Consider the following 23,146-nt stretch of genomic DNA (forward strand, 5'->3'; position numbering starts at 1 on the left):
CCCCGAGACCGGAGTGAGCCTTTCTGATTTGGTCGGGCCGGAGAGATTCGAACTCTCGACCTTCCGCCCCCCAGACGGACGCGCTAACCAGGCTGCGCCACGGCCCGAACGAGGCCATATAGTGCGATCCCGGCGCAGAGCACAAGAGGCGAAAGCCTGATTCTTCGCGGTAATTTTTCGCGCGGGCCAAAGCCCCTGAAATGACGCGCGACATGGCGTGCTCAGTCGGCGTTGCGCAGCCCGTCGCGCAGCGCGCGCGCGCCTGCGGGCAGGGGATCGGCATGAGGATCGCGACGCCCAAGCGCGGCGGCGGTCGCGACAAGGCGGCCGAGCCATTCGTTTTCGGGAATGATCGCAATCTCGGGAAAAAGCGGCAAAGACTCGTCTTCGGGCGCAGGGCGAGACCGTTTGCGCGCGATTGACGTCTCGGCTCGCGCAGGTGGCGCGGGGGCGTCGGTCAGGTCGAGTTGCAGCGTCAACGCCGCCTCGGCAGGCTCATCGGCAAGGACAAGGCGAGGGGTCGCCAGCGCCTCGGTCTGGTCGGTTGCGCCATCGCCCAGACGCAGCGCGCCAAGCCGACGCAGGGCCGCGCCCCGGTCTTCGGCGATCAGGCGTTTCGCGCCCCGGATCGACAGCCCTTCTTCGCGCATGACCTGACACAGGCCCGCGACCAGACGCACATCATCGGGGCGGTAATAACGCCGGCCATCGGCGCGTTTGACCGGGGAAAGCTGGCTGAACTGGCCTTCCCAATAGCGCAAGACATGCGGCGCGACGCCTACGAGGCGAGAGACCTCACCGATGGAGCGGAAGGCGTCGGGCGATTTGGTCATGTCATCCTAGCGCTTGTTTCCCTCGGCCACGCGATCCTTCATCAGATGCGAGGGCCGGAATGTGAGCACCCGCCGGGGGGTAATCGGCACTTCTTCCCCGGTTTTGGGGTTGCGGCCGATCCGCTCGTTCTTGTCGCGGACCGAAAACGTGCCAAAGGACGAGATCTTGACCTGCTCGCCGCGCACCAGCGCGTCAGAGATATGGCCAAGGACGCTTTCGACAAGCTGAGCCGATTCGTGGCGGGAAAGTCCCACGTCGCGGAATACTGCTTCTGCCAGATCCATGCGGGTCAGGGTGGAGTCGCTCATCAGGTCAACCTTTCGAATGGATGTCAGGATGCGGATTTTGCTGTGCCGAGTCAACATCGCACCAAGCAATCTGTTCCCGCATCTATACGGAATTCAACGATTATTCGAGGCATCCGATTGCATTTCGGGGGGGAAACGGTTGGCTCTGTGCCAAAATCTGCCGAACTGTTCGGTTTGGTTTTGCCCCCAGCTCTGCTGTGATCGCGCCAATCGGCCGCCTTTTGACGGATTTGAACTTTGGCGTGGACTGCCTAAATTGGGAGTTTCAGCCGTTCGGTGGCGAGATTGTGAGGAGACTATGGCCGGAGGATGGGCGCGCGACGGCGCGGTGAATGAACAGATCGAGGCCTCGATTGCCGATGAGCTCGCCCGGATGCGGGCCGAGCGTGAGGCATTGCGCGGCGAAAGCCTTGAGGTATGTGAAGAATGCGGCGAGCCGATCCCGCTTGCCCGCCGCAAGGCGGTGCCGGGCGTGCGGCTTTGCGTGTCCTGTCAGCAAAGCCGGGATGGCTCTTTTCGATCCCGCGCCGGGTTCAACCGTCGCGGTTCGAAGGATTCGCAGATGAAATAGGCGTTACCAGCGCAGAACGACGGCGCCCCAGGCAAGACCGCCGCCGATCGCCTCGGCCACCAGAATATCGCCGGGGTTGAAACGACCCTCGGCATTGGCGACCGACATCGCCAGCGGAATCGAGGCCGCCGAGGTATTGCCGTGATCGGCCACGGTCAGCACGACCTTGTCCATCGGCAGGCCCATGCGCTTCGCGGTGGCCTCGATGATCCGGATATTGGCCTGATGCGGCACCAGCCAATCGACATCGTCTTGCGCAAGACCGGCGCGCTCGATCGCGCGATGGGCGGTTGCGGCGAGTTTCTCGACGGCATGGCGGAAGACGAGATTGCCCTGCATCCGCAGATGACCCGCCGTGCCGGTGGTGGCAACGCCGCCATCGACATAAAGCAGATCGCGGTATTGGCCGTCCGAATTCAGATCGAGCGCCAGAATGCCGCGATCTTCCTTGGTGCCCTGACCGTCCTGCGCCTCCAGAATGACGGCGCCCGCGCCATCGCCGAAAAGCACGCAGGTGCCGCGGTCGCTCCAGTCGAGGATTCGGCTGAAGACCTCGGCGCCGATCACCAGAATGCGGTCGGCCTGACCGGCGCGCAGCAGGGCATCGGCGGTCGAAAGCGCATAGACAAAGCCCGCGCATACCGCCTGAACGTCAAAAGCAAAGCCGCGTTTCATGCCGATCCCGGCTTGAATCATCGTCGCGACAGAAGGGAAGGTCAGATCGGGGGTCGAGGTCGCGACGATAATCGCGTCGATGTCATCGGCGGTCAGCCCGGCATTGGCCAAAGCGGCCTTAGCCGCTTCAATGCCGAGATCGCTGGTGGTTTGACCTTCGGCCGCGAAATGGCGCCGCTCGATCCCGGTCCGGGCACGGATCCATTCATCGGTCGTGTCGAGATTTTGTTCAAAGAACGCGTTCTCTTCAACGCGTTCGGGGAGATAGTGACCGGTTCCCCGAACGACCGAGCGACGAATCATGCCTTGTTCTCCGATACCGGCTGATCGGCCTGCTGTGCCGTCGCCGATTGTTCTGGGCCATCCTCGATCGAGGTGGCGGATTGTGCGACGCGCGCGGCGAGCCGGTCCTGAAAGCCCGATTGCACGAGCTGAACGGCCAGACGGATCGCGGCGGCAACGCCTGTCGAATCGGCAGAGCCGTGCGATTTCACGACCGTGCCGTTGAGCCCCAGAAAGACGCCGCCATTGACACGGCGGGGATCGATCCGGCGCTGCAGGCGCTTGAGCGAGGTCATCGCCAGAAGGGCCGCGAATTTCGACAGGATCGAATTGCTGAAAGCGTCCTTCAGGAACTCGCCGACCAGCTTGGCGGTTCCCTCGCCGGCTTTCAGGGCGATATTGCCGGTGAAACCGTCCATGACGATGACATCGACCTTGGACGAGGCCAAATCGCCGCCTTCGACAAAGCCGATATATTCGAAATTGGCATCCGCTGCGGCCTTGGAGATCAGCTCTCCGGCCAGTTTCAGCTCTGCCTTGCCCTTATGCTCTTCGGTCCCGACATTCATCAGGCCGATGCGGGGGCGCTCGACGCCAAGCCCGTTGCGGCAATAGGCCGAGCCCATCAGGGCGTATTGAAGAAGATCTGGAGCATCCGCCCGGATATCGGCACCGACATCGAGCATGATGTTGAAGCCCTGCGGATTGCGCGAGGGCCAGAGGCAGGCGATGGCGGGGCGGTTGACGCCCGGAAGCTTGCGCAACCGGATCATCGACAGCGCCATCAACGCGCCGGTATTGCCGCAGGAAACGGCAACAGAGGCTTCATGCGTGCGCACCGAATCGATGGTCGACCACATGCTGGTGCCATCGCCATTGCGCACGACCTGACTGGGCTTGTCACTCATCGTGACAACGCCAGCCGCATCGCGGATGGTGCAACGGGCCGACAGCCCGCTATGCTGGGCAATCAGCCGTTCAAGCTCGGCTTGGGGACCGTGGACGATATACCGGATATCCGGATTCTCGGCCGCACTTTCGGCAATGCCGGAAATGACCGCGGTCGGACCGCGATCGCCTCCCATGGCGTCAACCGATACCACCACGCTTCCACCGGAAGAGGAGGTAAGCGCCGGGTTTTTCAGCTCGACCGAGGACATGTCCGCGGGACTACCGATTATGCCGCGTCGTCGTCCAGATCGACGGCATTCGCCTGCGCGACGACTTCACGGTCAGCATAGTGACCGCAAGACGGGCAGACGTGGTGCGGGCGCTTGAGCTCACCGCAGTTGGTGCATTCGTTCGGATTGCCAGCAACGAGAGCGTCGTGCGAACGACGCATGTTACGGCGGGACCGGGTAACTCGGTTCTGAGGGACGGCCATGTCTCAACCTCGGGTGGTTCGGGGGGCTGGGTCCAAAATGGACGGCCCCGTGTTATGCGTTTCGGATCGATGCAAGGCATTAGGCTAGGACGCTCATGCCCGCAAGTCGAAAGGGCAGGACCGGCCTGAGGAAGTACCCCACCGCTCGAATGAACGCGCGAAAATAGCGGGATTCCCGTTTTTCGCAAGTCCATTCTCGAAAAAAAGCCCGGTCACCGGCGATCACGCCAAAGCGGCGCTGCCTTTCACCGGGCCTTGGCTTTATTTTCCAAGCTTGGCGTGGACTTCGTCGATGTCGATTTCGCCCAGAGGCAGCTTGTTATCGGGATTGTCGAAATCATAGCGGAAAAGCTTGAAGTCGCGTTTGTAGATTTCCCAGACGAGATGGCGCGAAAGATCGTCGAAATAATCGCTGACCTTATGGGCGCGCTTCGGGCCGTGGCCTTCGGATTCGTTGAACCGCGGCACCTTGGTCAGATCGACGTTGACCGGGGTCTCGGTCGCGGCGAGCACCTTGGCCATGCCCTCGTCAAACTTCTCGGTAAAGAAGATCTGGTCGTAACGTCCGCCATTGGCGATGAAGGTCGCGACATGGCCCGAGACGGCGGACCAGTGAATGTCGGGCTCCATCGGGCGGCGCCAACGGATGGTGTCGCGCGCAAACAGCAGGAAGCGGCGGAAGCTCTTGATCTGGTCGAAGTCGAAATTGTCCTCGGGGCTGCCGACCTCGATGCCGTAACGCTGCAAGAGCTGGGGCACGAGATTGCCGCGGTAGCGTTTCCCGTTGCGCTGGATCCCGGCGATCTTGTCGAAGAAGGACGACAGAATCCGTGCATAGGGGTTTCTGACGCAGGTGAAGGTCACGCTGTCATGGTTGCGCACGGCCTCTTCGATCGGGGCGCGGCTCTGGTCCTGAGACCATTTGTGCAGGCCATCCTTGCTGTCATGGATATCGCCTTCGAAATAGCGTCCATGATCCGAATAGAACATGATCTGGCCAATGGATGAGCAGGCACATTTCGGGACGACCCGATAGACCATGCTACCACTCTCGGTCATCCAGGTTCCGGGAAATTCCATCGTCGGCTGCCTTTCGCGTTCAGGGGGACGGACACCTGCCCGTCGAGCTTGCTCTACCTGCTAAAATCGTTAGAGACAGAAAGCAATTCGATCACGGGCTTTCACGCGTTTGTCCCGGATTTTATTCGATACAACAGAACTTTGAGACTTATGGCGAGAATTGCGTTCATTCTGCTGTGCCACAAGGACGCCCCGGGGGTCATTGCACAGGCCCGGCGACTGACAGCCTCGGGCGATTATGTTTCGATTCATTTCGATCCGCGCGCCGATCAGGCGGCTTTCGCCCAGATTCGCACGGCCCTCGCCGACAACCCTTCGGTGACATTTGCGAATCGGCGCCACAAATGCGGCTGGGGCGAATGGTCCTTGGTCGCGGCCACGCTTGAAGCGGTGCGCGCCGCCGTCGCAAGCTTTCCGGCGGCGACCCATTTCTACATGCTCTCTGGCGATTGCATGCCGATCAAATCGGCCGAATATGCCCATGAGTTGCTCGATTCCGACGAATGCGACTATATCGAGCACAATGATTTCTTCGGCTCGAACTGGATCAAGGTTGGCCTGAAGGAAGAGCGGCTGATCTATCGCTTCTGGTTCAATGAACGCACCCAGCCGCGGCTCTTTTACACCTCGCTGGCGCTTCAGCAAAAACTGGGCCTGTCGCGCAAGATCCCGGGCGATCTCAAGATCATGATCGGCTCGCAATGGTGGTGCCTCAGGCGCCAGACCATCGAGAAGGTGCTGGCCTTTTGCGATTCGCGCCCCGATGTCATGCGCTTCTTTTCGACGACATGGATCCCGGACGAGACCTTTTTCCAGACCATCGTGCCCCATGTCGTGCCGCGCAACGAGCTGCGTAACCGCACGCTGACCTATCTGATCTTCACCGATTACGGTATGCCGGTGGTCTTTTATAACGACCAGTATGACCTGCTCTTGCGGCAGAATTATCTGTTCGCGCGCAAGATCAGCCCCGAGGCGCTTGAACTCCGCGCCCGGCTTGGCGCGCTTTGGGCGACCGAGGGCGTGCATTTCTCGACCGCGAACGAGGCGACCGAGCTTTACCGCTTCTTTACCGGACGCGGTCGAATCGGGCGGCGCTTCACTCAGCGTTTCTGGGAAAGCGAGGGGATGCTTGGGCGCGACAAGGCGCTTTTGCTGGTGGCCTCGAAGAAATGGCATGTCGCCAAACGGCTGACCGCCGCGATCCGGGCTGACACGACGATTCCCGCCGTCGATTATCTGTTTAACGAGCACGAGGCCCATCTGCCGGATATGGGCGGCGTTGAAAGCTCGGTCGGCAAGCGCGACCGCCATCGCCGTGCGGTGGTCAAGCTGCTGTTCGAGCAGTTCAAGAGCGATCGGCTGGTGCTGTGTCTCGACAGTTCGGCGCTCAGCCTCATCGAGGATTTTGTCGCCGACAAGGCCGATACCCGGGTCCTTCTCATCGAGACAAATTTCGACGACGATTATCTGCGCGGCCATATCGGGCGGGTTGGTCTTGCCGGAGGCTCGGCCGATCCCGAGCTGATCGAGCGCCTGCTGCCGATGGTGCGGCGCGATCTTGAACATGAAGCCGACCGCTTGCGCGATATGGAGTTCGAGCGCTTCCATGTGATTTCGCCGCTGGCCAAACCCGAAGACAATGCGGCCGAGCTGGCGCGTTTCCTTGGCATTTCCGCCGAATGTGCTGCGGGACTTGCCGCGACCCCAGATCTGTTCATCGACTGACCGGAGAGTGACCATGGCTACCTACGACGACCAGAACATTTTCGCCCGTATCCTGCGCGGTGAGATCCCGAATGATACGGTGACCGAGACCGAACATACGCTGGTTTTCCGCGACATCCGCCCGCAGGCGCCGGTCCATGTGCTGGTGATCCCGAAGGGCGCCTATGTTAGCTTCGAGGATTTCGCCGCGAATGCCTCGGAGGTCGAGATCATGGATTTCATGCGCACGGCAGCCAAGGTCTCGCATGATCTCGGGATCTCGATGGACACCGGCAAGGGCTTCCGCGCCATCGCCAATTCGGGCGAGCATTCCCATCAGGAAGTCCCGCATTTCCACCTGCATCTGCTGGCGGGCCGCCCGCTTGGCGCGATGCTGGTTCACCCCGAAGCCTAAGCAAAGGCCGGTTTCGACCGGCTCTTTTCGTTGGCCTTTCGGGCTGATCCTAGCGTGAGGTCAGCCGCAGGAAGACATCTTCCAGATCCGGGCTTTCGGTCGCGACATCGATGATCGGAAGCCCCGCCGCGCGCACCGCGTCAATCATGGCATCAGCGCGCAGTTGCGAGGGCGCATAGCTCAAGGCGAGCCGCCCATCCGCGCGCCGCTCGGCCCGCACGCCTTCTGGCAGGGCGGGCAAAGCATCGCCTTCTCCGGTATCGAGAATCAGCGTCTTTTGATCGGCGCGGCCCAGAATCGTCTCGGTCGTCTCGCTGACGATCAGCTCGCCCCGGTCGATGATCGCGATCTGGTCGCACATCTCTTCGGCCTCTTCGAGATAATGCGTCGTCAGGATGATCGTCATGCCGCGCTCGTTGAGCTGGCGCACATTGGCCCAAAGCATTTCGCGCAACCCGATATCGACCCCGGCGGTCGGCTCGTCGAGGACAAGGATGCGCGGCTTGTGAACCAGTGCCTTCGCCAGCAAAAGCCGCCGCTTCATGCCGCCCGACAGATGGCGCGAATAGCTTTCCGCCTGATCGCTGAGCCCGACCAGCGCAAGCAGCTCATCGGTCCAGCGCTCGGATTTCGGGACGCCGTAGAGCCCGGCCTGCACCTCAAGGCTGGCGCGCGGCGTGAAGAAGGGGTCGATGTTCAGCTCTTGCGGCATCACCCCGATGGCCGCGCGCGATTGGCGCGGGTTCTGGTCCTGATCGAAACCACAGATCCGGACCTTGCCGGCGGTCTTGTTGACGAGACCGGCCATGATATTGATCGTGGTCGATTTTCCTGCACCATTCGGCCCCAGAAGCCCGAAGATGCTGCCCGAGGGAATCGCAAGATTAAGCCCCTTCAACGCCTCCTTGGCCGGGGCGGAGCCCGCAGCGGCATAGGTTTTGCGCAGATCGGTGATCTCGATCGCGGCGGGACGGGTGGGATTGGAACGATCGGGGGCTGGCATCGGCGACGGGCTCTGGCTAATATCTGGCGCGGTTTACACCCGTTTCGCGTCAAAGCTCAAGGAATCGCCATGACTCTTCCGGCCCCGGAAATTCAGATCGTCACGTCCTGGAAAGTTGCCTGTGATGGCGACGAGAGCAAGGGCCTCGGCCATCCCCGCGTCTGGCTGGCGATTCCGGCAGAAACCGGCTTTGTCGAATGCGGCTATTGCGACAAGCGTTTCGAGATCGACCGCGATCATGCCCACGACGATCACTGATCACCGGGCGGGATTTCCCGTTCCGTCGTGACCTCTCCGGCCCGCGCCCCCTTGCGCGGGCTTTTGCATTCCGCGCGGGCTTGGCCCCTCGGCCCAGTCGTGGCAAAACGGATGCCAATCGAAAGGACCGACCATGACCCAGAGCAATGACGCCCCCGCCAAATTCGGCAAGGGCAGCCACCTTCATCTGATCGATGGCTCGGCCTTTATCTTCCGCGCCTATCACGCGCTGCCGCCGCTGACGCGCAAATCCGACGGCACGCCGATCGGGGCGGTGGCGGGGTTCTGCAATATGCTGTGGAAATACATCCAGGACAGCAGCGGCGCCGATGCCCCGACCCATGCGGCGGTGATCTTTGACCATTCCTCGAAGACCTTCCGCAACGAGATCTATCCCGAATATAAAGCCAACCGCCCCGAGCTGCCCGAGGATCTGCGCCCGCAATTCCCGCTGACGCGCGAGGCGACCCGCGCCTTCAATATCGCCTGTATCGAGCAGCAGGATTACGAGGCCGACGACATTATCGCGACGCTCGCCTGTCAGGCCCGCGCGGCAGGCGGCACGGCCACGATCATCAGCTCGGACAAGGATCTGATGCAGCTGATCGGCGACGGCGTCGATATGATGGACCCGATGAAGAACAAGCCCATCGGCCCCGATGAGGTCTTTGAGAAATTCGGCGTCACTCCCGACAAGGTCGTGGATATTCAGGCGCTTGCGGGCGATTCCGTTGACAACGTGCCGGGCGCGCCGGGGATCGGGATCAAGACGGCGGCGCTCTTGATCAACGAATATGGCGATCTCGAGACGCTGCTTGCCCGCGCAGGCGAGATCAAGCAGCCCAAGCGCCGTCAGGTGCTGCAAGACAATGCCGAGCTGATCCGCATCTCGAAGCGGCTGGTTCAGCTCGATTGCAACACGCCGGTGGAATTCACCCTCGAGAGCCTTGAGGTGCAGGAGCCCAACCACGAGGCTTTGCTCGATTTCCTGTCGCGGATGGAGTTCCGCACCCTGACCAATCGCGTGGCCGACCGCTTCGGCAAAGAGGCTCCGGCGGTCACAGTCTCGACGCCCGCCGCGGTGACTGCGCCTGCGGGCTCGGTCGAGCTGCCTCCGATCAACCGCGAGGCCTATGTCACCATTCGCGACGCGGCGACGCTCAAGGACTGGCTGGCCGAAATCGCGACGCTTGGCGCGGTTGCCGTCGATACCGAGACCTCGGGGCTGGACGAGATGGAGGCCGATCTCGTCGGCGTCTCGCTCTCGACCGGGCCGGGGCGCGCGGCCTATCTGCCGCTTGGCCATGTCGATGGAGCGGCCGATCTTTTCGGCTCGGGCGATCTGGCGCCGGGGCAGATGGCCCTGGCCGAGGCGCTCGCGCTGCTGAAGCCGATGCTGGAAGACCCGGCGACGCTGAAGATCGGCCAAAACGTCAAATACGACTGGAAGATCTTTGCCCGCCACGGCATCCGCATGACCCCAGTCGAGGACACGATGCTGATGTCCTTCGCGCTGAACGCGGGGGGCGGCATTGGCCACGGCATGGACGCTTTGGCCGAGGCGCATCTTGGTCATCAGACCATTCCGATCAAGGAGCTGATCGGCTCGGGCAAATCGCAGATCACCTTCGCGCAGGTGCCGATCGACAAGGCCGCGCCCTATGCGGGCGAGGATGCCGAGGTGACCTGGCGGCTTTGGCATTTCTTCCGGCCCCAGCTTGGCCCGAATGCGGTCACGACCGCTTATCGCACGCTGGAAGTGCCGATGATCCCGGTTCTCGCCGATATGGAAATGGCAGGCGTCAAGGTCGATACCGACCATCTCGCGCGCATGTCGAATGCCTTTGCCCAGAAAATGGCCCAGCTCGAGGATGAGATCCACGGGCTTGCGGGCGAGAAGTTCAACGTGGGCTCGCCGAAGCAATTGGGCGAGATCCTCTTTGACAAGATGAGCCTGCAGGGCGGCAAACAGGGCAAGACCGGCGCTTATTCGACCAGCGCCGACGTGCTTGAAGATCTCGCCGCCGAAGGCCACGAGCTGCCCGGCCGCGTGCTCGACTGGCGCCAGATCTCGAAGCTCAAATCGACCTATACCGATGCGCTCCAGACCCATGTCAACAAAGAGACGGGTCGCGTACACACTTCTTATTCGATCACCGGTGCGCAGACCGGGCGTCTGGCCTCGACCGATCCGAACCTGCAAAACATCCCCGTGCGCACCGATGAGGGCCGCCGCATCCGCGAGGCCTTTATTGCGCCTGCGGGCCATAAGATCGTCAGCCTCGACTATAGCCAGATCGAACTGCGCATTCTCGCCCATGTCGCGGATATTCCCGCGCTGAAACAGGCGTTTCGCGATGGGATCGACATTCACGCCATGACCGCGAGCCAGATGTTCGGCGTCCCGGTCGATGGCATGGATCCGATGATCCGTCGCCGCGCGAAAGCGATCAACTTTGGCGTCATCTATGGGATTTCGGGCTTTGGTCTGGCGCGGAACCTGCGCATTCCGCGTGCCGAGGCGCAGGCCTTCATCGACACCTATTTCGAGCGTTTCCCGGAAATTCGCGCCTATATGGACCGCACGGTCGAGGATGCCAAACGCGACGGCTATGTCCGCACGCTCTTTGGCCGCCGGATCATGACGCCGGGGATCAACCAGTCAGGGCCCGCCGCCGGGGGCGCACGCCGCGCCGCGATCAACGCGCCGATCCAAGGGGCGGCGGCGGATATCATCCGTCGCGCGATGATCCGGATGCCCGAGGCGATCCGCGGCATTCCCGCGCGGATGCTGTTGCAGGTCCATGATGAATTGGTCTTCGAGGTCGAGGACGGCGCGGTCGATCAGCTGATCACTGCTGCGCGCGCGATCATGGAAAACTCGCCCGATCCGGCGGTGAAGCTGTCAGTGCCTCTGGTGGTTGACGCGGGGCAGGGCGCGAATTGGGCGGCTGCCCATTGAGCACGCCCGGTTCGGGGGGCAGGCCATGAGCCTTGCGCCGCTTTGGGCCGCACCCATGGCGGTCCAGATCCATGTCGTCGCGGCGCTGGCCGCGACGGTGTTGGGCGCGGTCCAAATCCTGAGGCCGAAAGGCGGGCGGGGTCATCGGCTGACCGGCTGGCTCTTTGTCGGCGTGACCGTGGTGGTCGCGCTGAGCTCGTTCTTCATCCATACGATCTGCCAGCTCGGCGGCTTTTCGGCGCTGCATCTGCTGTCGATCTTCACGCTGGCGATGCTGCCGCTCGGCGTGATCTCGGCACGACGCGGCAAGATCGCGCGACATGCGCGCATCATGGTGCTGACCTATGTCTTCGCGCTGGTCGTGGCCGGGCTGCTGACACTGCTGCCCGGCCGGCTCCTGCATGACGTGGTCTTCGGCTCGCATCTCTCGGGCAATCTCTGCCCGATCGCAGCGGGCCAGATCGCCCCCTAGATCGCGGTCGAGTGACCGGCTGACGCCATGTCATAGGCGTCAAACATCTGGGCGATCATGCGGGTCAGCGGGCGGCCCTTGTCCACGATCGCAAGTCCGTCTGCGTCGATGTGGATCATCTCGCCAAAGCGGGCGCGGATCGGGGCGAAGATCCGCGCGAGATCCTCGCCCGAGAGCCCGAAGCGGCGCGACATCTCGGTGGCAGAGATGCGGAAATCGCACATCAGCGCCTCGATCATGCGCGCGCGCCATTGGTCCTCGGCGCTGAAGACATGGCCGCGCAAGGTCGGAAACGCGCCCGAGCGGATCGCGGCGGTATAAGCGCGCGTCGCGGGGTCGTTCTGCGCATAGCCCTGCGGGAAATGCGAGATCGACGAGGCGCCAAGCCCGATCAGCACCTGGGCGGCATCGTCGGTATAGCCCTGAAAGTTCCGCCGGAGTCGCCCCTCGGCCTGCGCCTTGGCCAAACCGTCGCCGGGCCGCGCGAAATGGTCGATGCCGATCTCTTCATAGCCATCGGCCAGAAAGAGCGCGCGGGCGGTCTCGAACAGCTCGAGCCGCTCCTCTGGGCCGGGCAGGGTCTCGGCCGGGATCATCACCTGACGTTTCGCGACCCAAGGCACATGGGCATAGCCGTAAAGCGCAATCCGGTCGGGCGAGAGCGCCAGCAGCTTCTGCACCGATTCCGACATCTTGCGGCGATCCTGTCCGGGCAGGCCGAAGAGGATGTCCGCATTCAGGCTTTCGATATCATGGGCGCGCAGCAGAGAAACCGCGCGAGCCGTCGTCTCGAAACTTTGCTCGCGACCGATGGCCTTCTGGATCTCGGGGTCGAAATCCTGAATGCCGATGCTGGCGCGGGTCAGACCGGCCTCGGCCAAGGCGCCAAGGCGTTCGGCGTCAATCTCATTCGGGTCGATCTCGACCGAGAACTCTGCCTGCGCGTCCAGAGGCAGGGCCGAGGTCATCGCGCCGACCAGCCGGGCCATCACATCGGCGGGCAAAAGCGTCGGCGTGCCGCCGCCCCAATGCAATCGCGACAGGCGAATCCCCTTGGGAAGATTCTCGCACAGGATGCGCAGCTCTTGCAGCAGGACTTCGGCATAGGCGCGCAGGGGCGCCTCGGTCCGGGTGCCCTGAGTCCGGCAGGCGCAAAACCAGCAGAGCCGCGAGCAGAAGGGCACGTGAACGTAAAGCGAGACCTTTGAATTTTCAGGAATTTCTTGCAGCCAACTCCGGTAGGTGGCCCCGGTCACATCGGGCTTGAAATGGGGTGCGGTGGGATAGCTCGTATAGCGCGGCACGCGCGCGTCAAAGAGACCCAATTGCTCAAGTTGCGATTTATTGTCCATGGGGTTATGTTGTCAAAAGCTCAATCTTCAAACCTTGACGCAGGTCAATCTCCATGCCTGAAGATGTCGCCTTAATCGCGCCACAAGCCGCCTGTGTAAAATGCCCGATCCGCTATCGCGCGGTCTGTGCCCATTGCGAAAAAGACGAGCTCGATATTCTCGAGGACGCCAAGGTCTATCGCACCTATTCCGCCGGTCAGGTGGTCGCCTGGTCGGGGGATCGCATGGATTTCGTGGCCTCGGTGGTCTCTGGGGTCGCGACGCTGACCCAGACCATGGAGGACGGGCGCACCCAGATGGTCGGGCTGTTGCTGCCGAGCGACTTCCTTGGCCGCCCCGGGCGTGAGCGGGTGAGCTATACCGTCACCGCGACCACCGATCTCTTGCTGTGCTGTTTCCGGCGCAAGCCGTTCGAGCAATTGCTGGCGCGCACGCCGCGTCTGACTCAGCGCCTGCTCGAGATGACGCTGGACGAGTTGGATGCCGCGCGCGAATGGCTCTTGCTGCTCGGCCGCAAAAGCGCGCGCGAAAAGATCGCCTCGCTGCTGGCGATCCTGTGCCGGCGTGAGGCGGCGCTGAACAAGGATGTGGCGACGGGCCGCATGACGGTTTTGCTGCCGCTGACGCGCGAGGCCATGGCCGATTATCTTGGCCTCACGCTCGAAACCGTCAGCCGCCAGATCACCGCGCTGAAGAAGGACGGGATCATCGACATGGTCGGCAAACGCCAGATCAATGTCCCCTCCTATCAGGATCTGGTCGCCGAAAGCGGCGATGATGCGGATGGCGGGCCGCTGATCTGAGGCCCGCCTTCAAGACCCTGATCCGGGTCAGCACGCCCTGTCAGCGCGCCATGAAGATCGGGATCGTCGCCGCTTCCAGCATATTGCGCGTGGCGCCGCCAAGGATCGCTTGGCGGAAGCGCGAATGGCCATAGGCCCCCATCACGATCATATCGGCGCCGATCTCGGTGGCGCGGCGCGCAAGGATCTCGCTGATCTTCGGCAAGGTCCGGGCCAAAACCGCGATCTCGGCCTTGACGCCGTGACGCGTCAGCATCTGGCAAAGCGTGCCGCCGGGGTCCGAGCGCTCGGGGCTGTGGGGCGAGGGGTCAACCACGGTGATCTCGACCGAATCCGCGGCTTGCAGTAAGGGCAGGGCGCGCCGGGTCGCGACCAGAGCCTCATTTGACTGGTCCCAGGCCACAAGGATCTTCTTGCCAAGGTTTTCAGGCAGTTCGCTCGGCACGATCAGGACCGGAGCGCCGCCTTCGAACAAAGCAGCCTCGGTGATCGCCTCGCCATCGGCGCTGCTTTCGCCCTCATAGGGACGGCCAAGCACGACGAGATCCGAATAGCGTGCCCTGCTGCCAACCAGCGCGCCGAGCCCGCCGATCTGAGCCACCGCCGAATCCACCGACCAGCGGATGTCCTTGGGTTCCAGCGCCGCCTGAACCTTGCCCTGCAAATCGCCCGCTGCCGCCATGGCGCGGTCGATTGCCTCTTGGAAGACATAGGCCGAGGCCCCCGCATAGTAAAAGCCGCTCTGCGTGTGATCGACCCCAAGGCAGAACACATCGAGATGGGCATCCTCGCGCCGCGCCAGATTGACGGCTGCGTCAAACTGCGCCTTTTGCCCGGGGTTGGTCAGGACGGTCAGAATGGATTTATAGCCCATGGCTGTTCCTTTCTCTTTGATCTTTCAAGCATAAAGGCCGGTCAGATGGCCTGCCTTGATTTCGGTCAAACGCGGCCTCGTCTTGGGTGGCTGCGGCAAAATGCCGGTCTGTGCGCGGATTGACCCAGATCAAGGCAAGGCTTACCCGGCCCGCAATATTTGCAATCGTCGGAAGTGGAACCGAATGCCTGCAGGCTTTCGGAGCGGAAGACCATTGACGAAGGGACTCTTTACTCATGTGGGACACCATCAAGCTGATCGTGCTTGGAGCGATCGCGGTCACTGCCGCGATCGCCGCCAATTACGCTCGCCCGGACGACCCGGCATATCTGGTCAACGCGCTGATCGTGATGCTGGTTTCAGGCTTTCTCTTTATTCGTGTGCTGCGCAGCTCGGGCAATGCCCAGCCCGGCCTCGATCCGCACCCTGAAACCGAATATATGGATGATGTCATCCGGGCCGGGGTGATCGCCACCACCTTCTGGGGCGTGGTCGGCTTTCTGGTCGGTGTGGTCATCGCCTTCCAGCTCGCCTTTCCGGCGCTGAACTTCAGCGATCTGACGCAGGGCTATACCAATTTCGGAAAATTGCGCCCGCTGCATACCTCGGCGGTGATTTTTGCCTTTGGCGGCAACGCTTTGATCGCAACCTCGTTCTATGTCGTCCAACGCACCTCTGCGGCGCGGCTTTGGGGCGGCAATCTCGCGTGGTTCGTATTCTGGGGCTATAACCTTTTCATCATCATGGCCGCTTCGGGCTATATCCTTGGCGCGACGCAGTCCAAGGAATACGCCGAGCCGGAATGGTATGCCGATTGGTGGCTGGTCGTGGTCTGGCTGGCCTATCTCGCAGTCTTTCTTGGCACGGTCATCAAGCGGCGCGAGCCCCATATCTATGTCGCGAACTGGTTTTACCTCTCGTTCATCGTGACCATCGCGATGCTGCATGTCATCAACAACCTCGCGCTTCCGGTCTCGCTCTTCGGGTCGAAATCGGTGCAGCTGTTCGGCGGCGTGCAAGATGCGATGACGCAATGGTGGTATGGCCATAATGCGGTCGGCTTCTTCCTGACGGCGGGTTTCCTCGGGATGATGTATTACTTCATTCCGAAACAGGCCGAGCGTCCGGTCTACAGCTACAAGCTGTCGATCATCCACTTCTGGGCGCTGATCTTCATGTATATCTGGGCCGGCCCCCACCACCTGCATTACACCGCATTGCCCGAATGGGCAGCGACGCTGGGGATGGTCTTCTCGATCATGCTGTGGATGCCCTCGTGGGGCGGCATGATCAACGGCCTGATGACGCTCTCGGGCGCATGGGACAAACTGCGCACCGATCCGATCATCCGCATGATGGTTGTCGCGGTGGGCTTTTACGGCATGGCGACCTTCGAGGGTCCGATGATGTCGATCAAAGCCGTGAACTCGCTGTCGCATTACACCGACTGGACCATCGGTCACGTCCATTCCGGCGCGCTGGGCTGGAACGGCATGATCACCTTTGGCGCGCTTTACTATCTGACGCCGCGCCTCTGGGGTCGCGACAAGCTCTATTCGCTGCAACTCGTCAGCTGGCACTTCTGGCTCGCGACCATCGGGCTGGTGCTTTACGCGGCCTCGATGTGGGTCTCGGGCATCATGGAGGGACTGATGTGGCGCGAAGTCGACAATCAGGGCTTCCTCGTCAACGCTTTCGCCGATGTGGTTCAGGCCAAATTCGCGATGAACGTGGTGCGGGCTCTGGGCGGCTGCCTCTATCTCACGGGCGGGCTGATCATGGCCTACAACCTCTGGGCCACGGTTGCCAAACAGCCGAAGACCCAGTCCACCCTCGTCGCAGTCCCGGCAGAATAAGGGGAACGGATCATGGCCATTCTTGAAAAGCACAAGATCCTCGAAAAGAACGCCACGCTGTTGCTGGTTTTCTCGTTCCTTGTCGTGACCATCGGCGGCATGGTGCAGATCGCGCCGCTGTTCTATCTCGAAAACACCATCGAGAAGGTCGAAGGCGTGCGTCCCTACACGCCCCTCGAGCTTAAAGGCCGCGACATCTATGTCCGCGAGGGCTGCTATGTCTGCCACAGCCAGATGATCCGTCCGATGCGCGACGAGGTCGAGCGCTACGGCCATTACAGCCTTGCCGCGGAATCGATGTATGACCACCCGTTCCAATGGGGCTCGAAGCGGACGGGGCCTGACCTCGCCCGCGTCGGCGGCCGCTATTCGGACGAATGGCACATCGACCACCTGACCAACCCGCAAGCGGTGGTGCCGGAATCGATCATGCCGAAATACGGCTTCCTCCTGAATCGCATGATCGAGCCCTCGAATATGAAAGAGCGTTTGGCGACCGACCGCGCCGTCGGCGTGCCCTATGACGACGAGATGGTCGCCAATGCGGTGGCCGATTTCCGGGCGCAAGCTAATCCCGATGCGGACAGCTCGGGGCTTGAGGCGCGCTATCCCGGCGCCCAGCAGCGCAATTTCGACCGCCAGCCCGGGATTTCCGAGATGGATGCGCTGATCGCCTATCTGCAAGTGCTCGGCACGATGGTTGATTTCTCGACCTTCGAGCCCGATCCGAACCGCTGAGGAGGCGCCGATGGATACCTATTCCTTCCTGCGCTTTCTCGCCGACAGCTGGGTGCTCTTGCTGCTCACGTTGTTCTTCATCGGCGTGCTGATCTTTGCCATGCGCCCCGGATCGAAACCCCTGCACCGCGATGCGGCCGAAAGCATCTTTCGGAACGAAAAGAACCCGGCCTCGTCCGGGGAGTTGGAGGTCAAGTGATGACCGGACATAACGACGAACTCAGCCAATCCGCTGCGGCCCCGCGGGAAACCCGGGTGGTGCGCAATGCCAAAGGTCGCCGTGAAAAGGTCGAGGTGCCCTCGACGGGCCATGAATGGGACGGGATCCGCGAATATGACAATCCGCTGCCGCGCTGGTGGTTGTGGGTGTTCTTCGCGACCGTCGTCTGGGCGGTCGGCTATGTCATCGCCTATCCGGCGATTCCGATGCTGACCAAGGCCACGCAGGGCATTTTGGGCACCACGCCGCGCAAGGAAGTGGCCGCCGATATCGCCCGCTTCAACGAGGCCAATGCGCCGATTCAGGCCAAGCTTGTCGCGACGCCGCTGGATGACATCGCGAAAAACCCTGATCTGGTGAATTACGCCAACAATGCTGGGGGCGCGATCTTCCGGACTTGGTGCGCGCAATGTCACGGCTCGGGCGCGGCCGGGGCGCCGGGCTATGCGAACCTGCTGGACAACGACTGGCTCTGGGGCGGCACGATCGACGAGATCTATACGACCGTCCTGCACGGCATCCGCGATCCCCATGATCCGGACACGCGCTATTCCGAGATGCCGCGCTTTGGCATCGACGAGCTGCTGACCAAGCGCGAGATTGATCAGGCGGTGAACTATGTGCTCGAGATCTCGGGTCAGCCCCATGACGCGGCGCTGGCGAAGGCGGGCGAGACGGTCTTTGCCGACAATTGCGCCTCGTGCCACGGGGCGGACGGGCAGGGCGATCGCGCGCAGGGTGCGCCGAACCTGACCGACGCGGTCTGGCTTTACGGCTCGGACAAGGCGACGATCACGCGCATCGTCACCAATGGTCCCTTCGGCGTCATGCCGTCGTGGCAAAGCCGTCTCTCGGACGCCGATATCCGTGCGGTTGCCGCCTATGTTCACGGTCTCGGAGGCGGCGAGTAAGCCCCGCCCCTTCTCCCGCTTCCCCGCCGCTTCGGTGGCGGGGGAGGCCGCCGGTCCTCACCTGTTCGCGCGCTTCACGAGGGCCGGCGCGCCTTTTTTCTATGAAAATTCCGCCGCTTAATTCCCAGAAGCGGCGCTTTGACGCAGGTTGCCCCTGGGCCGGGCCTTTTGGCCTGACTGCGACAAAGAGGCTGATCGCGGCGCCCGGATGACGGGCCTAGGTTCCGCGCCAGCAAATCTGATGCAGGTCAAGGCGCACCCTTCTTGAAGCGCCTATCGAGGACCTGCGAACAAGGAGAGCCAGCATGTCTTCCCCCGAAATCGAGCCGCCTGCGTTGTACCAGGCGCGCGAGCCGATTTTTCCGCGACGGGTCAAGGGCAAGTTCCGCAATCTCAAATGGGCGATCATGGCGATCGCTCTGACGATCTATTACATCACGCCCTGGCTGCGCTGGGATCGCGGACCGAACCTGCCCGATCAGGCGGTTCTGGTCGATATCGCCAACCGCCGTTTCTTCTTCTTCATGGTCGAGATCTGGCCGCATGAATTCTATTTCATCGCGGGCCTTTTGATCATGGCGGGGCTTGGCCTGTTTCTCTTTACCTCGGCCTATGGTCGGGTCTGGTGCGGCTATGCCTGTCCCCAGACGGTCTGGACCGATCTCTTCATCCTGACCGAACGCTGGGTCGAGGGCGACCGCAATGCCCGCGTCAGGCTGTGGAATGCGAAATGGGACGCCCATAAGCTGCGGCTGCGGCTGACGAAATGGGTGATCTGGCTGGTGATTGCCGCGCTGACCGGCGGCGCATGGGTGTTTTACTTCACCGATGCGCCGACGCTTCTGGGCAATCTCGTGACCGGCCATGCCCATCCGGTCGCCTATCTGACCATCGCGATCCTGACCGCGACGACCTTTGTCTTCGGCGGCTTCATGCGCGAGCAGATTTGTATCTATGCCTGTCCGTGGCCGCGCATTCAGGCGGCGATGATGGATGAAAACACGCTGACCGTCGCCTATCGCGACTGGCGCGGAGAGCCGCGCGGCAAAGGTCAGAAAGCCCCGACCGAGCCCGAGGCTCTGACCACAGCCCCGGCGCTCGCCAAAGGCGATTGCATTGATTGCATGGCTTGCGTGAACGTCTGCCCGATGGGCATCGACATCCGCGATGGCCAGCAGCTCGAATGCATCACCTGTGCTCTGTGCATCGATGCCTGCGACGAGGTCATGGACAAGATCGGCAAGCCGCGCGGGCTGATCGATTATCTCGCGCTGCAAGACGAAACCGCCGAGCGCGCGGGCGAGGCGCCCAAACCGCTGACCCGCCATATCCTGCGCCCGCGCACGATCCTTTATTTCACGCTTTGGGCGGGGATTGGCGTTGGGCTGATCGTGGCGCTGTTCATGCGCTCGCCCTTCGATCTCAACGTCACGCCGGTGCGCAATCCGCTGTTTGTGACCCTCTCGGACGGCGCGATCCGCAACACCTATGAGATGCGTCTGCGCAACAAACGCGGCAATCCCCATGACTTCACCATCGTCGCCACCGATCGTCAGGGCGCGCCGTTGCCCGATATCGTGCTGACGCTCGAAGGGCTTGGCGCGGATGATGTCGAGGTGCCTGCGGATGCCACCCACACTCAGCGCATTTATCTGACCGCCGCGTCGGGCTCGGCTTTGGCGGGCCGCGAACGCAGCGATATCCAGCTTTGGGTCGAGGACCGGACCGATGGCGTCCGCAGCTCGGTCAAGACTGTCTTCCACGGAAAGGAAAAACCATGAGGCGCGAACTCACGGGGCGGCATGTTCTGGGCATAACCGTCGGGGCTTTCGGCATTATCATTGCCGTCAATCTTTACATGGCGTCGCAGGCGGTTGGCACTTTCCCGGGGCTCGAGGTCTCGAACAGCTATGTCGCCTCGCAAAGCTTCGACCGCGAGCGCGCCGCACAAGAGGCGCTCAACTGGACGGTCCGGCCAAGCTATGACGGCAAGGTCATGGAGCTGAAGATCACCGATGCGCAGAACCTGCCGGTCAAGGTCGAGGATCTGCGCGTCACCATCGGTCGCCCGACCCATGTCCGCGAGGATCAGAGCCCGGTCTTCACCTTTCAGAATGGGGTTTATACCGCTCCGGTTGCATTGGCCCCCGGGGCGTGGAACATCCATCTGAGCGCAAAAGCGGCGGATGGAACCGTCTTCCGCCAGCGGCTGGACCACTATCACGGCGCGAGGGTTGAGTAATGAGCGATGCGACGGCCCAGGATTTCGAGGCGCGGCTTTCGGCCTGTCCGGCCTGTGATGTCGTGCCTCTGGCCCTGCATGTCGCCGCGAAAGAGGTGCCGGGCGATGTCATCCTGTCGCTGCCCGGCATCCATTGCGCGACCTGTATCACCGATGTCGAGCGCGCGCTGCGGGCCCATGACGGCGTCAAAAGCGCGCGGGTGAACCTGACGCTTCGCCGCGTCAATATCGACGCGCCGGGTTTGACTGCCGCAGAGCTTATCCCTGTGATCGAGCGCGTCGGCTATGAGGCGCATGAGCTTGACCCTTCCGCGCTCAGTTCGACCGCCGCCGAGCGTCAGAGCCGCGATCTGCTGATGCGCCTCGGCGTCGCGGGCTTCGCCATGATGAACGTGATGATCCTCTCGGTCGCGGTCTGGTCGGGCGCGGATCATGCCACGCGCGATCTCTTCCACTGGATCTCGGGCGCGATCGCGCTGCCGACCGTGGCCTTTGCCGGCAAGCCCTTCTTCGAGAGCGCCTGGCGCGGGCTGAAACATGGCCGGCTCGGCATGGATTTCCCGATCTCGCTGGCGCTGGTGCTGGCCAGCGCGATGTCGGTCTATGAAACCTGGCATTCGGGGCCACATGCCTATTTCGACGGCGTGGTTTCGCTGTGCTTCTTCCTGCTGATCGGGCGCTACCTCGATTTTCGTGCCCGTGCGGTGGCGCGTTCGGCCGCCGAACAGCTGACCGCGCTTGAAGTGCCCCGCGCCATCCGCCTGAACGGCGATCTCGAAGAGGTTGTCGCGCTGGCCGATCTGGCTCCGGGCGAGCTGGTGTTGGTCCGTCCGGGCGCGCGCGTGCCTGCCGATGGGATCGTTCTGACCGGGCACAGCGAAATCGACCGCTCGCTTCTGACCGGGGAAAGCCTGCCGGTCGCGGCGGGGCCGGGGCTTGCGCTGTCGGCGGGCGAGGTGAACCTGACCGGGCCCTTGCGGATGCAGGTGACGGCGGCGGGGCGCGACAGCTCGCTCTCGCGGCTGACCGAGCTGGTCGCGGCGGCGGAATCGGCGCGCGGCCATTACACGACGCTCGCGCAGAAAGCCTCGGAATTCTACACGCCGGTCGTGCATATTCTGGCGCTGGCGAGCTTTGGCTATTGGTTCTGGTCCTCGGGCGGAGATCTGCGTCTTGCGGCCAATATCGCGGCGGCGGTGCTGATCATCACCTGTCCCTGCGCGCTGGGGCTTGCGGTGCCTGCTGTGGTCACGGCGGCCTCGGGGCGGCTTTTCCGCAAGGGGCTTCTGATCAAGGACGGCACCGCGCTCGAGCGTTTGGCCGAGGTCGAGACGGTGGTCTTCGACAAGACCGGCACGCTGACCATGGGAACGCCCCAGCTCATCTCTCCGGCGAGCTTGCCCGATGATGCCGCGCCGGTGGCGCTGGCGCTGGCGCGGGTCTCGTCCCATCCGCTATCGCGCGCGTTGGCGCTTGGTCTGGGCGAGGCGGGCGTCGAAGCGGCAGGGCTGACCGGTTTGCGCGAGGTGCCGGGCTTTGGCGTCGAGGGGCGCTGGCAGGGCATTCCGGTCCGGCTGGGTCGGCTCGGCTGGGCGGGCGAGGGTGAGAGCCTTGGCACGGCACCTGCGAGTTGGCTGACAATTGGCAATGAGCCCGCAATCCGCATCGATTTTGCGGATCGCTTGCGGCCCGGCGCCGAGAGCTGCATCGCTCAGATCCGGGCGACGGGACGGCGGGTTCTGCTGCTTTCGGGCGATACCGAGGCGGTGGTTGCCGATACGGCGGCCCGGCTTGGTATCCCGGAATGGCAGGCCGCGATGACCCCCGAAGAAAAGGCCCACCGCATCGCCGCGCTGCGGGCTGACGGCGCTCAGGTGCTGATGGTCGGCGACGGGCTGAACGACACGGCGGCGCTTGCGGCGGCCTCGGTTGCGATTTCTCCGGCAACCGCGCTGGATGCGGCGCGCGTCGCCTCGGATATCGTGCTGCTCGGCCATGACCTCGCCCCGGTGGCGGAGGCGTTGGACGTGGCCCGCCGCGCTCGCAAACGGATCAAGGAAAACTTCGCAATCTCAGGCATTTATAATATCGTTGCCGTGCCGATTGCGCTTCTGGGGTTTGCGACGCCACTCCATGCCGCCTTGGCGATGTCGCTCAGCTCGATTACCGTGACCCTGAACGCGCTGCGGTTGAGATAGG

Annotated in this window: 23 protein-coding genes and 1 tRNA gene; 14 read left to right on the plus strand and 10 right to left on the minus strand. The window is 62.7% G+C overall.

Annotated features, from left to right (window positions below; genetic code table 11):
- Positions 1–29 precede the first annotated feature (29 nt).
- The 3 genes from JCM7686_RS05350 to ihfA all read right to left on the minus strand — a co-directional run bounded on the left by JCM7686_RS05350 (position 30) and on the right by ihfA (position 1,142).
- Positions 30–107: transfer RNA gene (locus tag JCM7686_RS05350), tRNA-Pro, on the minus strand.
- Positions 108–221: 114 nt separating this feature from the next.
- A complete protein-coding gene (locus tag JCM7686_RS05355) occupies positions 222–833 on the minus strand; it encodes a MerR family transcriptional regulator (protein ID WP_020949839.1) in 612 nt (203 codons plus the stop codon).
- A 6-nt stretch (positions 834–839) separates the two neighbouring features.
- Positions 840–1,142: an integration host factor subunit alpha gene (gene ihfA / locus JCM7686_RS05360; RefSeq protein WP_020949840.1), complete on the minus strand. Its 303-nt coding sequence runs from the start codon at positions 1,140–1,142 to the stop codon at positions 840–842.
- Positions 1,143–1,440: 298 nt separating this feature from the next.
- Between ihfA and JCM7686_RS05365 the strand changes: the two genes are divergently transcribed.
- Complete coding sequence (locus JCM7686_RS05365; protein ID WP_020949841.1) at positions 1,441–1,713, plus strand: DksA/TraR family C4-type zinc finger protein; 273 nt, start codon at positions 1,441–1,443, stop codon at positions 1,711–1,713.
- 3 nt (positions 1,714–1,716) lie between these two features.
- Here the strand turns inward: JCM7686_RS05365 and JCM7686_RS05370 are convergent, their stop codons facing one another.
- The 4 genes from JCM7686_RS05370 to JCM7686_RS05380 all read right to left on the minus strand — a co-directional run bounded on the left by JCM7686_RS05370 (position 1,717) and on the right by JCM7686_RS05380 (position 5,134).
- Positions 1,717–2,691, minus strand: a complete 975-nt coding sequence (locus JCM7686_RS05370; protein WP_020949842.1) for a beta-ketoacyl-ACP synthase III — start codon at positions 2,689–2,691, stop codon at positions 1,717–1,719.
- Positions 2,688–3,830 (minus strand): phosphate acyltransferase PlsX, encoded by a 1,143-nt coding sequence (gene plsX, locus JCM7686_RS05375; RefSeq protein ID WP_020949843.1) that lies wholly within the window; start codon positions 3,828–3,830, stop codon positions 2,688–2,690. Before plsX ends, JCM7686_RS05370 begins: the two co-directional genes overlap by 4 nt.
- 17 nt (positions 3,831–3,847) lie before the next feature.
- On the minus strand, positions 3,848–4,054 hold the full coding sequence (gene rpmF / locus JCM7686_RS23865; RefSeq protein ID WP_020949844.1) for a 50S ribosomal protein L32: 207 nt from the start codon (positions 4,052–4,054) through the stop codon (positions 3,848–3,850).
- Positions 4,055–4,315: 261 nt separating this feature from the next.
- Positions 4,316–5,134, minus strand: a complete 819-nt coding sequence (locus JCM7686_RS05380; protein WP_020949845.1) for a sulfotransferase family protein — start codon at positions 5,132–5,134, stop codon at positions 4,316–4,318.
- Between the two features lie 150 nt (positions 5,135–5,284).
- Here JCM7686_RS05380 and JCM7686_RS05385 point away from each other — a divergent pair, with 150 nt between their 5' ends.
- On the plus strand, positions 5,285–6,862 hold the full coding sequence (locus tag JCM7686_RS05385) for a DUF5928 domain-containing protein (RefSeq protein WP_020949846.1): 1,578 nt from the start codon (positions 5,285–5,287) through the stop codon (positions 6,860–6,862).
- A 13-nt stretch (positions 6,863–6,875) separates the two neighbouring features.
- A complete protein-coding gene (locus JCM7686_RS05390) occupies positions 6,876–7,256 on the plus strand; it encodes an HIT domain-containing protein (protein ID WP_020949847.1) in 381 nt (126 codons plus the stop codon).
- 49 nt (positions 7,257–7,305) lie between these two features.
- On the opposite strand, the gene JCM7686_RS05395 is transcribed toward JCM7686_RS05390, so the two are convergent.
- Positions 7,306–8,259 carry an ABC transporter ATP-binding protein gene (locus tag JCM7686_RS05395; RefSeq protein WP_020949848.1) on the minus strand — a complete coding sequence of 318 codons (954 nt, stop codon included), beginning with the start codon at positions 8,257–8,259 and terminating at the stop codon, positions 7,306–7,308.
- 69 nt (positions 8,260–8,328) lie between these two features.
- Between JCM7686_RS05395 and JCM7686_RS05400 the strand changes: the two genes are divergently transcribed.
- The 3 genes from JCM7686_RS05400 to JCM7686_RS05410 all read left to right on the plus strand — a co-directional run bounded on the left by JCM7686_RS05400 (position 8,329) and on the right by JCM7686_RS05410 (position 11,951).
- Entirely contained in the window at positions 8,329–8,517 is a 189-nt protein-coding gene (locus JCM7686_RS05400; protein WP_020949849.1) for a zinc-finger domain-containing protein, read from the plus strand.
- A gap of 133 nt (positions 8,518–8,650) precedes the next feature.
- Complete coding sequence (gene polA, locus JCM7686_RS05405) at positions 8,651–11,479, plus strand: DNA polymerase I (RefSeq protein ID WP_020949850.1); 2,829 nt, start codon at positions 8,651–8,653, stop codon at positions 11,477–11,479.
- 25 nt (positions 11,480–11,504) lie between these two features.
- Positions 11,505–11,951, plus strand: a complete 447-nt coding sequence (locus JCM7686_RS05410) for a DUF2306 domain-containing protein (protein WP_020949851.1) — start codon at positions 11,505–11,507, stop codon at positions 11,949–11,951.
- Here the strand turns inward: JCM7686_RS05410 and hemN are convergent.
- The gene (hemN, locus tag JCM7686_RS05415; RefSeq protein ID WP_020949852.1) at positions 11,948–13,303 is read right to left on the minus strand and encodes an oxygen-independent coproporphyrinogen III oxidase; all 1,356 of its coding nucleotides are present in this window, start codon (positions 13,301–13,303) and stop codon (positions 11,948–11,950) included. The genes JCM7686_RS05410 and hemN overlap by 4 nt on opposite strands.
- 53 nt (positions 13,304–13,356) lie before the next feature.
- Between hemN and fnrL the strand changes: the two genes are divergently transcribed.
- Positions 13,357–14,106: a transcriptional regulator FnrL gene (gene fnrL, locus JCM7686_RS05420; RefSeq protein WP_020949853.1), complete on the plus strand. Its 750-nt coding sequence runs from the start codon at positions 13,357–13,359 to the stop codon at positions 14,104–14,106.
- A gap of 40 nt (positions 14,107–14,146) precedes the next feature.
- On the opposite strand, the gene JCM7686_RS05425 is transcribed toward fnrL, so the two are convergent.
- The gene (locus JCM7686_RS05425; protein WP_020949854.1) at positions 14,147–14,980 is read right to left on the minus strand and encodes a universal stress protein; all 834 of its coding nucleotides are present in this window, start codon (positions 14,978–14,980) and stop codon (positions 14,147–14,149) included.
- Positions 14,981–15,216: 236 nt separating this feature from the next.
- On the opposite strand from JCM7686_RS05425, the gene ccoN reads away from it, so the two are divergent.
- From ccoN to JCM7686_RS05460, 7 genes are all read left to right on the plus strand, one after another.
- On the plus strand, positions 15,217–16,836 hold the full coding sequence (gene ccoN, locus JCM7686_RS05430; RefSeq protein WP_020949855.1) for a cytochrome-c oxidase, cbb3-type subunit I: 1,620 nt from the start codon (positions 15,217–15,219) through the stop codon (positions 16,834–16,836).
- Positions 16,837–16,848: 12 nt separating this feature from the next.
- A complete protein-coding gene (ccoO, locus tag JCM7686_RS05435) occupies positions 16,849–17,574 on the plus strand; it encodes a cytochrome-c oxidase, cbb3-type subunit II (RefSeq protein WP_020949856.1) in 726 nt (241 codons plus the stop codon).
- Positions 17,575–17,584: 10 nt separating this feature from the next.
- Positions 17,585–17,773, plus strand: coding sequence for a CcoQ/FixQ family Cbb3-type cytochrome c oxidase assembly chaperone (locus tag JCM7686_RS05440; protein ID WP_020949857.1), 189 nt, complete (start codon positions 17,585–17,587; stop codon positions 17,771–17,773).
- Positions 17,773–18,705, plus strand: coding sequence for a cytochrome-c oxidase, cbb3-type subunit III (gene ccoP / locus JCM7686_RS05445; protein WP_020949858.1), 933 nt, complete (start codon positions 17,773–17,775; stop codon positions 18,703–18,705). Before JCM7686_RS05440 ends, ccoP begins: the two co-directional genes overlap by 1 nt.
- Before the next feature lie 305 nt (positions 18,706–19,010).
- A complete protein-coding gene (gene ccoG / locus JCM7686_RS05450; RefSeq protein ID WP_020949859.1) occupies positions 19,011–20,486 on the plus strand; it encodes a cytochrome c oxidase accessory protein CcoG in 1,476 nt (491 codons plus the stop codon).
- Complete coding sequence (locus JCM7686_RS05455) at positions 20,483–20,947, plus strand: FixH family protein (protein ID WP_020949860.1); 465 nt, start codon at positions 20,483–20,485, stop codon at positions 20,945–20,947. The genes ccoG and JCM7686_RS05455 overlap by 4 nt, the downstream gene beginning before the upstream one ends.
- Positions 20,947–23,145 carry a heavy metal translocating P-type ATPase gene (locus JCM7686_RS05460; RefSeq protein WP_020949861.1) on the plus strand — a complete coding sequence of 733 codons (2,199 nt, stop codon included), beginning with the start codon at positions 20,947–20,949 and terminating at the stop codon, positions 23,143–23,145. Before JCM7686_RS05455 ends, JCM7686_RS05460 begins: the two co-directional genes overlap by 1 nt.
- Position 23,146: the final 1 nt, after the last annotated feature.

The organism is Paracoccus aminophilus JCM 7686 (genome assembly GCF_000444995.1).
Lineage (GTDB): Bacteria > Pseudomonadota > Alphaproteobacteria > Rhodobacterales > Rhodobacteraceae > Paracoccus > Paracoccus aminophilus.